Source organism: Natronorubrum aibiense (assembly GCF_009392895.1).
Classification (GTDB): domain Archaea; phylum Halobacteriota; class Halobacteria; order Halobacteriales; family Natrialbaceae; genus Natronorubrum; species Natronorubrum aibiense.
This window is the reverse complement of sequence record NZ_CP045491.1, coordinates 36,866-48,365: the sequence shown is the minus strand read 5'-3', so window position 1 is coordinate 48,365 and position 11,500 is coordinate 36,866. Positions and strand designations below refer to the sequence as shown.

At 62.5% G+C, this 11,500-nt stretch carries 13 protein-coding genes; 11 read left to right on the top strand and 2 right to left on the bottom strand.

The genetic code is table 11. The features are described 5' to 3' along the window. Nucleotides 1-89: 89 nt before the first annotated feature. The 4 genes from GCU68_RS20370 to GCU68_RS20355 all read left to right on the top strand — a co-directional run bounded on the left by GCU68_RS20370 (nucleotide 90) and on the right by GCU68_RS20355 (nucleotide 2,510). Nucleotides 90-299 (top strand): hypothetical protein, encoded by a 210-nt coding sequence (locus GCU68_RS20370; protein ID WP_152944480.1) that lies wholly within the window; start codon nucleotides 90-92, stop codon nucleotides 297-299. A gap of 45 nt (nucleotides 300-344) precedes the next feature. After that, nucleotides 345-1,055, top strand: coding sequence for a ZIP family metal transporter (locus tag GCU68_RS20365; protein WP_152944479.1), 711 nt, complete (start codon nucleotides 345-347; stop codon nucleotides 1,053-1,055). Between the two features lie 123 nt (nucleotides 1,056-1,178). Next, nucleotides 1,179-1,733, top strand: coding sequence for a class I SAM-dependent methyltransferase (locus GCU68_RS20360; RefSeq protein WP_152944478.1), 555 nt, complete (start codon nucleotides 1,179-1,181; stop codon nucleotides 1,731-1,733). 102 nt (nucleotides 1,734-1,835) lie between these two features. After that, a complete protein-coding gene (locus GCU68_RS20355; RefSeq protein WP_152944477.1) occupies nucleotides 1,836-2,510 on the top strand; it encodes a 2,5-diamino-6-(ribosylamino)-4(3H)-pyrimidinone 5'-phosphate reductase in 675 nt (224 codons plus the stop codon). Between the two features lie 278 nt (nucleotides 2,511-2,788). Here the strand turns inward: GCU68_RS20355 and GCU68_RS20350 are convergent, their stop codons facing one another. Beyond that, nucleotides 2,789-3,562, bottom strand: a complete 774-nt coding sequence (locus GCU68_RS20350) for an enoyl-CoA hydratase/isomerase family protein (protein WP_152944476.1) — start codon at nucleotides 3,560-3,562, stop codon at nucleotides 2,789-2,791. Between the two features lie 148 nt (nucleotides 3,563-3,710). On the opposite strand from GCU68_RS20350, the gene msrA reads away from it, so the two are divergent. The 4 genes from msrA (at nucleotide 3,711) to GCU68_RS20330 (ending at nucleotide 7,889) form a co-directional block, all read left to right on the top strand. Beyond that, nucleotides 3,711-4,247: a peptide-methionine (S)-S-oxide reductase MsrA gene (gene msrA / locus GCU68_RS20345; protein WP_152944475.1), complete on the top strand. Its 537-nt coding sequence runs from the start codon at nucleotides 3,711-3,713 to the stop codon at nucleotides 4,245-4,247. Between the two features lie 702 nt (nucleotides 4,248-4,949). After that, complete coding sequence (locus GCU68_RS20340; protein WP_152944474.1) at nucleotides 4,950-5,375, top strand: CBS domain-containing protein; 426 nt, start codon at nucleotides 4,950-4,952, stop codon at nucleotides 5,373-5,375. Nucleotides 5,376-5,491: 116 nt separating this feature from the next. Continuing rightward, on the top strand, nucleotides 5,492-6,715 hold the full coding sequence (locus GCU68_RS20335; protein WP_152944473.1) for an FAD-dependent oxidoreductase: 1,224 nt from the start codon (nucleotides 5,492-5,494) through the stop codon (nucleotides 6,713-6,715). A 52-nt stretch (nucleotides 6,716-6,767) separates the two neighbouring features. Next, entirely contained in the window at nucleotides 6,768-7,889 is a 1,122-nt protein-coding gene (locus GCU68_RS20330; RefSeq protein WP_152944472.1) for an SPFH domain-containing protein, read from the top strand. 41 nt (nucleotides 7,890-7,930) lie between these two features. On the opposite strand, the gene GCU68_RS20325 is transcribed toward GCU68_RS20330, so the two are convergent. Further along, nucleotides 7,931-8,296, bottom strand: a complete 366-nt coding sequence (locus tag GCU68_RS20325; protein WP_152944471.1) for a winged helix-turn-helix domain-containing protein — start codon at nucleotides 8,294-8,296, stop codon at nucleotides 7,931-7,933. Between the two features lie 102 nt (nucleotides 8,297-8,398). On the opposite strand from GCU68_RS20325, the gene GCU68_RS20320 reads away from it, so the two are divergent. From GCU68_RS20320 to GCU68_RS20310, 3 genes are all read left to right on the top strand, one after another. Then, the gene (locus tag GCU68_RS20320; protein WP_152944470.1) at nucleotides 8,399-9,088 is read left to right on the top strand and encodes a cob(I)yrinic acid a,c-diamide adenosyltransferase; all 690 of its coding nucleotides are present in this window, start codon (nucleotides 8,399-8,401) and stop codon (nucleotides 9,086-9,088) included. A 122-nt stretch (nucleotides 9,089-9,210) separates the two neighbouring features. After that, entirely contained in the window at nucleotides 9,211-10,014 is an 804-nt protein-coding gene (locus GCU68_RS20315; RefSeq protein ID WP_152944469.1) for an ABC transporter ATP-binding protein, read from the top strand. Further along, entirely contained in the window at nucleotides 10,011-11,468 is a 1,458-nt protein-coding gene (locus GCU68_RS20310; protein ID WP_152944468.1) for a hypothetical protein, read from the top strand. Before GCU68_RS20315 ends, GCU68_RS20310 begins: the two co-directional genes overlap by 4 nt. Nucleotides 11,469-11,500 lie beyond the last annotated feature (32 nt).

Here is an 11,500-nt window from a genome sequence, read left to right as displayed (position 1 = left end):
TTCCCGCAGCGGAGCGGAAGTGAACGGGGCTGTGGTGTCTGGCTAGAGGTCGACAGTAGTTTCATTTCGTTACCACCGAATGAAGGCGTATGGACCGTATCGGTGCCGCACTGGGCGGGCTCGCGTTCGTCGTCGCCATCTTCGGCGGTATCGTGCTCATCAGAGTTCTCACTCGAGCCCTGTACGTCGCGATCTGGTTCGCCGAAACCGTCGCCACGTTCGCGTTCGCCCTGCTCGTCGGCTATCTCGTCTACCGCATCCTTCTCGGCTCGAGCGATGACCCGCGGCGGATCGACTGACAACTATTGTGAACTGTTTTAGTTTGTGAGTTCCGACTGGCGACTGTGCCTTCCCTCGTCGACGTCGTCTGGATCGCGTTTCTTGCGGGTGCGGCGACCGGTCTCGGTGCACTGCCGGTCTTCGTGACGGACCGAATCAGCCACCGGTTTTACGACGCTGCGATCGGCCTCGCTGCCGGCATCATGTTCGGCGCAGCCGTCTTCGCGCTCGTCGTCCCCGGCCTCGAGCTCGGCTCGCTGTGGGAGGTCGTCGTCGGCGTGCTCCTCGGCGCCGTTTTCTTGCTTGTGGGCAACTGGGCTATTCCACACATCCATCTCGCTGTCGCCGGCGAGGGACCGGAGACGTATCCGCCCTCGGCTCGAGCCGAAGGCATCCTCGAGACGCGTTCGGAACTCGACGCCAAATCGGGATCTACGACCGACGAACGTGCGTCCAACGGGTCAGAAACTGACGAGCGCACGGGAGACGGTCGCCGGGCGTTGCTGGTCGGGAGCGCGGTTACTATCCACAACGTTCCGGAAGGACTGGCGATCGGCATCGCATTCGCTGGTGGGTTCGAGGCCGTCGGTATCGCACTCGCGATCGCTATCGCGATCCAGAACATTCCCGACGGCTTCGCGATGGCCGTTCCGGCGAGTCGGACCGGGCTATCGAAGCTGAAGACGGTGCTGTATACGACGCTCTCCGGCGCGATCCCCGAACCGATCGCGGCGGCGCTCGGCTTTGCCCTCGTCGCCGTCGGGCTGGCCGTCTAACGCGGTAGTGATCGAGGCGACGAGTCGCTGTTCGGCGATCGGTCCGAACGTGTTCGACACTCGGCTATCACCCTGTGACCGCCAGATACACAGATATTTGGCGCTGTTGTACTAACCGCACACATGGGATTTCACACGTTCCCGGTCGATCGGGCTGACGCCCTCGAGGACCCGTCTCGCTACCGATTCTGTTCGCGCGAAGAGCTACTCGAGATGCTCGACCTCGACGACGACGCCGTCATCGCCGACCTTGGTTCTGGGACCGGCTTCTATACGACGGACGTCGCCCCCTTCGTCGGCACAGTCCACGCCGTCGACGTTCAATCGGAGATGCACGACATCCACCGAGAGAACGGCGTGCCGTCGAACGTCGAGCTGGTGACGGCGAACGTCTCGTCGCTGCCGTTCGACGACGACGAACTCGACGGTGCATTTTCGGTGATGACCCACCACGAGTACGCCGACGAGGAAACCATGGCAGAGCTCGCTCGCGTCGTTCGGTCGGGCGGGCGACTGGTGACGGTCGACTGGTCGGCCGACGGCACCGGCGAGGACGGCCCGTCGATGGACGAACGCTTCGGCTGTGACGACGTGACGGCCCAACTCGAGGACGCCGGGTTCACCGTCGAATCCGTGCGGGATCGACCCGAAACGCTCGCGATCGTCGCTCGTCGGTAACCACTGCTTTCGATGGCGACCAACTGATACGCTTCGCAAACGCGATCTCACCGCGAGCCAGTACACGGTGTCTTCTTTAGGGACCGCCACGCAGTCAGGTGTATGCACGTCGTCGTCAACGCCGCTATGAGCGCAGACGGCAAACTCTCCTCGCGCCGTCGCGAACAGCTCGCGATCAGCGGCGAGGCGGATTTCACTCGCGTCGATCGACTCCGGGCCGACAGCGATGCTGTCGTCGTCGGCGTCGGAACCGTTCTCGCGGACGACCCCCATCTCACCGTCAAAGACGAGACGCTGTGTCAACAGCGTCTCGAGCGAGGCGACCCTGAGCAGCCGGCTCGAGTCGTCGTCGACTCGACGGCTCGAACGCCGACCGACGCGTCGATCCTCGACGACGCGGCGACGACGTACGTCTGTCTGAGCGAGGCCGCCCCAATCGACCAGCGCATGGATCTCGCAGACCACGCGGAACTCGTGACCGCCGGCGACGACCGGGTCGACCTCCTGCGGGCGTTCGCGACGCTGCAACAACAGGGCCTCGAGCAGATCATGGTCGAGGGTGGCGGCGAACTCATCTTCTCGCTGTTCGAGGTCGGCTTGGTCGACGAACTTCGTGTTTTCGTCGGGCCGAAGGTGATCGGCGGCCGCGAGTCTCCCACGCTGGCCGACGGCGACGGGTTCGTCGACGAGTTCCCGCTGTTGCGCCTCGAGCGCATCGAGCGGCTCGACGACGGCGCGTTGTTATGCTGGACAGTCGATAGCTATAGTGACAACTGAAACGGTTTACACACCGATCGCACAGCCGTCGTGCGATCAGGTGTGCATCGACGTTCAGTGGCTACTCTAGTGTCGTTTGTACCGACTGATAGACTCCAACCGATTCGATTGTCTCGTCCAACGCATCAAGCACTGCGATCACATCTTGGATTATGCAGTATTCTCAAAGGATATCCGAGTTCGAACGGTTTCACTTGAACGACGGGGTGCCTGTATTTATAAAGGAACGAACTCACTTGAACGGGTGGTGTGCCCTTCAGATGTTCAGTAGCTCGTCGTTACTCGAACTCCGGATCTCGGTTTTCGACGAACGCCGTCATCCCCTCGCGCTGGTCCGGCGTGCCGAACAGGCTGGCGAAGGCGCGTTGCTCGTACGTGAGTCCGGCCGCCTGTGGACCCTCGTAGCGCTGATTGATCGCCTGTTTGGCGGCTCGCATCGCGACGGCCGGCTTCGCGGCAAGCTGTTCGGCGAGGTCGGCGACGGTGTCCTCGAGGTCTTCGTCGGCGACGACCTCGCCGAACAGGCCGGCTTCGGCGGCCGATTCGGCGTCGAGTCGCTCGCCAAGGAAGATCATCCGCCGTGCGGTCTCGTCGCCGACGAGTTCCGGCAGACGCTGGGTGCCGCCCCAGCCGGGGATAATGCCGAGGTCGATCTCCGTGTTGCCGATCAAGGCTGACTCACTCGCCACGCGCAGATCACAGGCCATCGCCATCTCACAGCCGCCACCGAAGGCGTAGCCGTTGACGGCGGCGATCGTCGGTGCGGGGAACGCCTCGAGGGCGTCCGCGACGTCGTGGCCGAGTTCGCCCCACTCCTGCGCTTTCGGTGTCTCGAGGTCCTGCATATACGCGATGTCCGCCCCGGCGATAAACGCGTCGTCACCGGCGCCGGTCAACACGAGCGCACGGGCTCCCTCGTCAGCGGCTTCGGTGAGCGCCTCGCCCATCGCCTCGAGCGTCTGGACGTTCAATGCGTTAAGAGCGTCCGGTCGGTCGACGGTCAGCGTTGCAACGGCTCCGTCCCAGTCCAGTTGTACGGTTTCCCATGACATATGTGCGGGTTTCTCGGCCATCGTGAAATTCCTTGTCACCGAGGCAGAAACGGGGCTCACCGACGCCACATCAAGCGTGCACATTCCTGTCATACTCTGCTGTGAACACAGCCGTCACATCTTTCCTCGAGCACCACCGACTCCTGGTATGGAACGTGCGACGTTCGGCGGCGGTTGTTTCTGGTGTGTCGAAGCGGCGTTCGACGAACTCGACGGTGTCGAATCCGTTACCTCCGGCTATGCGGGCGGCCACACTGACGACCCGAGCTACAAGGCAGTCTGTTCGGGGCGAACCGGCCACGCAGAGGTCGTCCAACTCGAGTACGATCCCGAGACGATTTCCTACGCGGATCTCCTCGAGGTCTTCTTTACGATCCACGATCCGACCACGAAAGACCGTCAAGGGCCGGACGTCGGCTCCCAGTACCGATCGGCGATCTACGCCCACGACGACGAGCAACTCGAGACCGCCGAAGCGTTCGTCGATGAACTCGAAGCGGAGGGGCTGTACGAGGGTATCGTCACCGAGATCGAGCCGCTCGAGACGTTCTACGAGGCGGAGGAGTACCACCAGAACTACTTCGAAAAGAACCCGAACGATGCGTACTGTTCGATGCACGCCGCGCCGAAAGTCGAGAAAGTCCGTGAGAGGTTCTCAGACCGCGTGACACCCGAATCTCGCTGAGACGCGGGCTTCGATGGCCGAACTGTTCTCTGCTGGCCTGATACGGACTCCCAACAGTCAGTGCTGGTGTGCCTCCGGCCGTTTTACGGGTGTCCCAGGCCCTCGGGGACAGCAGCCCGTCTGATTCGAGCCGATACGCTCACCGTTGCAACCGCTACTGGGTATCGTCGACGGCTCGCAGTCGACGAACTGGCGTCGGTGCATGCCACTCTGTCATCGGTGGTGTCGGTACGGATCGGTGACTGCGCTACCCCGATTCAACGAGCGAGTAAAAAATAGCCACTGGCGAGTGTGGAAGTTCTGCATCTAAATATAAATTCGGATATTCGTGCAAATCAAGGAATCTTTTCGGCAGATAGATGGATACTGCCTGATCAAAAAGCTTTATTGGTAGTTGTATGCTAACTATAATCGAGGTGGTGCTGATAACGAGATCACAAATACTAACCACACCCACACTCAGACGATACCCTTACCATTCCAACCTGTGAGACTGTCCCGTGTGGATCCCACCCCGGGAACACAACGGGGATGCCAACCCAGATCATCATGCGATCCTCAGCTTTTGCTTTCAGTCCTGTTCGACAGCTACCGGATCATCTCAAGCTGGGCGTGTGCAGTGTCCCATGTTTCGAGAAACTGAACTGCGTCCACTCGAAAGTTCTAGGTTGATGCCCAGTCTTGCCGTCGATGCTCGTGACTATGTCCGTCGGCAAACTCGGCCCCGAAAACGTCGTGACGACGAATCGAGACAGTGAACTGAGCGATGTCACTGAGACATTGGCGAATGAAAACGTCGGATCGATCGTCGTCACGGAGGTCGACGAACCCGTCGGGATGATCACCGACCGTGACGCTGCCCTTGCGATCCACGAATACGACGATGTCGGGTCCGTCTCGATCGAAGACGTGATGACCGAAGACCCGGCCACAGTCCACGAGGACGACGATCCGATCGCAGTTTCGGAAGCGATCGCCGAACACAACGTCCGTCGGTTCCCGATCGTCGACGACGACGGTGAACTCGTGGGGATCGCAACGCTCGACGAGCTCATCGCGACGATCGGTGAAGAACTCGACAACGTCGCCGAGACGATCGAATCCCAGTCGCCCGAGTACAGTCCCTAGAAGCGTTACTTTCGTCTTTTCAGATCCACTGTCGCGCCGCTCGAGTGGCAGAACAACGATGTCGTCCGTCTCGCCGGCAATGAAAGATTCGTCCGTCTGGACCCCATCGATTCAGTATGACCGATCGAACGGACGTGCTTGTCATCGGCGGTGGTGCCACCGGGACAGGGATCGCGAGGGATCTCGCCCTTCGGGGCGTCGACGTGACGCTCGTCGAACGTGATGGACTCGCAGCGGGGGCATCCGGCCGCTCGCATGGCCTGCTCCACAGCGGTGCCCGCTATGCCGAAAGTGACCCCGAGGGCGCACTCGAGTGTCTCGAGGAGAATCGAATCCTCCGCGATATCGCCGGCGAGTGCGTTCGGGAGACGCGGGGCCTGTTTGTCAAACTGAGCGAGGACGATCCGTCCTACTTCGAGACGAAGCGAACGGCGTGCGAGGAGCTCGGGATTCCGACCGAGGAGATCGACGGCGAGACGGCTCAAGCCGAGATGACGGGACTCGCTGACAACGTCGAGCGAGCTATGTGGGTTCCCGACGGTGTCGTCGTTCCGTCCCGACTGGTCGCCGCCAACGCCGCCGACGCTCGCGACCACGGTGCGCGAATCTATCTACACGCACCGGTGACGGGGATGACACTCGAGGACGGGCGAATCGCCGCGGTCTCGCTCGGCGGTGACGTCGATGAGACCGTCGAACCGACGTATGTCGTGAACGCGGCTGGTGCCCATGCGGAAACTATCGCCGAGCTGGCCGGCGTCACGGTCGAGATGCAGCCGACGCGAGGCGTCATGATCTCGGTCGAGTACGACGGCCTCGAGCCCGTGCTCAATCGGTGTCGCGACCCGGCCGACGGCGACATCATCGTGCCACACGACGCCGAGGTCGTTCTCGGCACGACGAGCGTCCCGGTCGACGACCCGGACGAGTACGAACGGAGCGACTGGGAGGTCGAGAAGACGGTAGACGAGTGTGCGGCGATGCTTCCGTCGGTCGCCGAGGCCGACCACGTGCGAACGTGGTGGGGGGTGCGACCACTGTACGAACCCGAAGAAGCGGCTCGAGGCGGACGTGGGATCTCTCGCGGATTTCACCGGCTCGATCACGCTACCGATGGCGTCGAGAACCTCGTCAGTATCGTCGGCGGGAAGCTGACGACATACCGACGGATGGCCGAGTCGACGACGGACCTCGTCTGCGATCGACTCGGCGTCGACGCGACGTGTTCGACGGCGAAGACCCGACTGCCGGGTGCGACGGAACCGTCGACGCTGAACGCGTTCGTAGACGAATTCGATGGCCAGGGGCCGACGGATTCGGATCTCGTCGGACGGAAGTGAGGTATGGTCACGAGGGCCAAGCGTTATTCGGCCAGCCTCCCTAGCGTACATGATGGACATTACAGCACTCGGACCCTTGCAGGTCGGTGATCCACTGCTGACTGTCGGGGCGGTCGCCCTCGTGGTCGTCGCCATCACCGTCTGGCAGCTGGTCGAGATCGTCGACGCCTACAACAAGGGTGCACTGACCGTCTTCGGTGAGTATCGCAAACTCCTCCAGCCGGGGCTGAACATCGTGCCACCGTTCGTCTCACGGGTCTACACGTTCGACATGCGGACCCAGACGATCGACGTGCCGAGCCAGGAGGCGATCACACGAGACAACTCGCCAGTCACGGCCGACGCTGTCGTCTACATTCGCGTGATGGACGCCAAACGCGCGTTTCTCGAGGTCGAAGACTACGAACGTGCGGTCTCGAATCTCGCCCAGACGACGCTGCGTGCCGTTATCGGCGACATGGAACTCGATGACACGCTTAGTCGACGCGAGATGATCAACGAACGCATTCGAACCGAACTCGACGAGCCAACTGATGAGTGGGGGATTCGCGTCGAGAGCGTCGAAGTTCGCGAGGTGACGCCGTCGCAGGGCGTCAAGGGGGCGATGGAGCAGCAGACCTCCGCCGAACGGCGACGCCGGGCGATGATCCTCGAGGCACAGGGTGAACGCCGCAGTGCGATCGAACGAGCGGAAGGTGAAAAACAGAGTGCGATCATCCGCGCCCAAGGTGAGAAACAGAGCCAGATCCTCGAGGCGCAGGGGGATGCGATCTCGACGGTCTTGCGTGCTCGCTCGGCCGAATCGATGGGTGAGCGCGCCGTCATCGACAAAGGTATGGATACCCTCGCTGAGATCGGTCAGAGCGAGTCGTCGACGTTCGTCCTCCCGCAGGAACTGTCCTCGATGGTGGGCCGCTACGGCAAGCACCTGACTGGCAGCGACGTCAAAGAAGACGGCCAGCAACTCGACAGTCTCGAGTTCGACGCGGAGACGCGCGAACTGCTCGGGTTGGACGACATCGCCGAGATCATCGGCGAAATCGAGCAAACAGAGATGGACGTCGAAGCGATGGAACAGGAGGCGCAGGCGATCAAGGAAGGGCAGGATATCGGCATTGGATCGGGATCGACGACGACCGAATCCGGGATGCAGTCCGACGCCGACGAGTCGTAACGCGCTCGCGATTGGGAGGGAAACTCGCCGTCGCGTTTTGATTAGAACTTCTGGGTCGCTTTCGACCAGATGCTAAGCGAGGATTTGCTCGAACGATCGACGTCGACACACAGCGTTCGCTCGTTGTCGAAGCTGATCGAAATTTGGTCGAAATTCGCGACGTAGCGTGACTTGTGGTGTCGACCCTGCTGAACACCGACCGTTTCGTCAACCAGTTCGGCTTCGGTCAATCGATCGAGTTTGCGGTACGTCGTCGAGAGCGGTAGATCGGCGTCGTCTGCGATATCTGGGACGGTCTTGGGTTCCTCGAGGACCGAGATAATCTCCCGGCAGTCGGCATCGTCCAGCACGCTGATGATGCGCTCGAGATCGGGCGTGTCGCCGGACGATGAGAACTCGAGTGACATATGGGTGCGGATACGTTAGGATCGAAGCCTAATGACGTGTTTGGTCCGTCCGACCGGCGGGATGTGGCTAACTACATGTATGACCGGTTCGACGGCATGCATATGAGTGACGATCAGCCAGCCGACTCGACGATCGAAAACACGCCGGGGCAGGGACGAACGCCGGAAGCCCAGCGAATCGAGCCGTCCGCGCCCGAGGAGTTCGGGCTCGTCCAGGTCTGGTGGGGTGACGGCAAGGGGAAGACGACGGCCACGCTCGGCATGGGCGTGCGCGCTGCGGGCCACGGCTACCGCGTGCACATGCTCCAGTTCATGAAAGGTGGGGCCTCGAGCGTCGAGGCGGTTCGTGGCGAGTACAACGCAATCGAAGCCCTCCCGGGGATTAGCTACGAGAACCTCGGTCACTACGGCTGGCACGGCATGGCCGACGGCAGCGACGAGGCCGACCACGAGGCGGAAGCACAGGCGGGCTTCGAGCGCGCTCACGAGTTGCTCGAGGCGGCCGCAGACGCCGATCTCGACGCGCCAATCGACCTCGACGCGCCGGCGGAAGACGGGATGCACATGCTCATCCTCGACGAGGTGCTTTATGCGGCCGACCGCGGGCTACTCGGCGAGGACGACGTCCACGACCTGATCGACGCGAAACCGGACGGTCTCGAACTCGTCCTCTCGGGCAGCCACGCCGAGCCGACCTACCTCGAGGACCGGGTCGATCTGATCACGAACGTTCGGAAGGTGAAACACCCGATCGACGACGGCCAGCGGGCACGGCGCGGCACGGAGTTCTGACTGCCAGCCCACAATATTGTCGATTGGCTGTCACGGGTTCGAGATCGAATCGACCTCGCAGTCGCTTTGTTTTCCCCAGCCGACAGTATAATTATCAGTTGCTGCGAACGATCGGATACGCAATGGGTGTGATCCAGGTCGACGGACTGGCGAAGTCCTACGGCGACGTTCGGGCAGTCGACGGGTTGAGTTTCGGCGTCGAACGGGGCGAGGTGTACGGTTTCCTCGGACCGAACGGTGCCGGCAAGACAACGACGATTCGGATTCTGACAGGGCAGATCCGGCCCGAATCGGGCACTGTCCGCGTCCTCGGAACCGATCCGGTTGCCAAGCCACTCGCAACGCGACGTCAGGTCGGAATCTTACCCGAGCAGGGATCGCCGCCGAGCTTTCTGACGCCACGGGAGTACCTCGAGTTCGTCGGCAACGTTCGTGACCTCGAGCCCGACACTGTCGCCGAGCAAACCGACGTCTGGGCGACCCGACTCGGCTTCGAGCGCAAACTCGACACGCTTCACACCGACCTCTCGCGGGGCCAGCAACAGAAGGTGATGCTCACACAGGCGTTTCTCCACGAGCCCGACGTCGTCGTGATCGACGAGCCGCTGGCGAACCTCGACCCGCTCGTCCAGGAGCAGGTCAAACGGTTTCTCGTCTCGTATGCGGCCGGCGACAACGCCGTGTTCGTCTCGACGCACAACATCGACGTCGCCGAGGAGATCTGTACGCGGGTCGGCATCGTCGCCAACGGCGACCTCGTCGCCGAACGAGCATTCGCCGATCACACGGCACCGCGCTCGGCGGACAGTCACGCGGCGACTGCAGGCGCCAACGACGAACCGCTGCTCGAGGTCTTCCTCGAGCACGTCAACGAAACGGACGTCCGCGATGCGCCGTCGCTCGAGCACCTCGGGTCGAACCAATGAGCGGGGCGTCGACGCGACAGGGTGCGACGGCGTGGCGGCTGTTCGCCGTGCTCTTTCGCGAGGAGTGGCGACTCCACACGCGTCTGTTCGGCGGGTGGCGATTCGCGCTTTTCCCGCTCGTGATCGCAACCCTCGCCGTCGGGGCGACGGTCGCACTCCGCGAGACCGGCACTGCTGAGGGGACGATCATCACCGGTTTGCACGTCCTCGCACTCTGTTTCGGTCTCTACAGCGGGACAGCCGGTTTCGCGGGCTCGGATATGCTCGAGAACGTGTTCGGAGATCTCTCGCTCGTGTTGTCGACCCCGGCGACGCTGCCGCTGTCCCGGCGTCGGCTGCTGGGACTGTTCTTGCTGAAGGATGCGCTGTTCTACACGATCGCGTTCGTCTTGCCGATGGCGGCCAGCAACGCGGTGTTGGTCGGCCGCTTGGCTCGGGCGCCGTTGGCCGTGGGCACGCTCTGGCTGTCGCTGTCGCTTTCGTTCGTCGCCGGGATGGTCCTGACTGTCGCGGTGATCGCGATCCGTACTCGCGGCGTGCCGGCGTGGGCCATCGCCAGCGTGGTCGTCGTCGCCATTGGTGGTCTGTGGGTGCTGGGGCTCACACCGCTGGTCTGGGCTGTCTTCGTGCCACTCGAGGGGTCGCTGGCCAGCGCAGGCGGACTGGCCGTCGGGGGTGCCGTCGTCGCCACAGCGTCGCTCGTCGTGTACGACCCCACTTACGGGCATCCCTCGAGAACCGCCGGCGACCGGTTCGCTCGACTCAGCGACGCAGTTCCCCTCGAGTCTTCGACGAGTGCCCTCGTCTCGAAGACGCTGCTCGATCTGGCGCGGTCGTCCGGCGGCGTCTGGAAGCCGTTCGTCTCGGCTACTATTCTGCTCGCACTCGTGGCCGCGCTCGTCGGCCTCGTCGAGACGATCACCGGCATCGCGCCCGCACCGGGGATCTTCTTCGGCGGCGTCCTCGGGCTAACCGCCTTTACCACGTACAACTGGCTGACCCAGTTCGATGCACTCGAGGCCTATCTCGTCTATCCAGTCTCAGTTGCGGATGTCTTCCAAGCGAAACGAATCGCCTTTGTTCTCGTCGGTGCGCCGACCGTTGCCGTGCCGTATCTGGGTGCGATCTACTGGTTCGAGGCGACGGCCGTCGACGCCGTCGTCGGTGCGCTCTTGCTCGCGGGGTATGCACTATACTACTACGGCTTGACCGTTTACATCGCCGGCTTCGATCCCAACGAATTTCTCTTCGATGCCGTCCGCTTTACGCTCTTTACCGTCGGCGTCGCCATCGCGCTCGTGCCGACGCTGGTTGCCGGCTTCGTCGTCGTGCCACCGTCGACGACGGTTGCGCTCGCGCTTGCCCTTTCTGGACTCGGCTTCGGTGTGGTCGGCTACGCGCTCTCGAGTCGGGCCGGACCGCGGTGGAACGAGCGTTATCGAGCGGGCGACTGACTGAGTTGGCAACCGATGTATACGCCTGGATT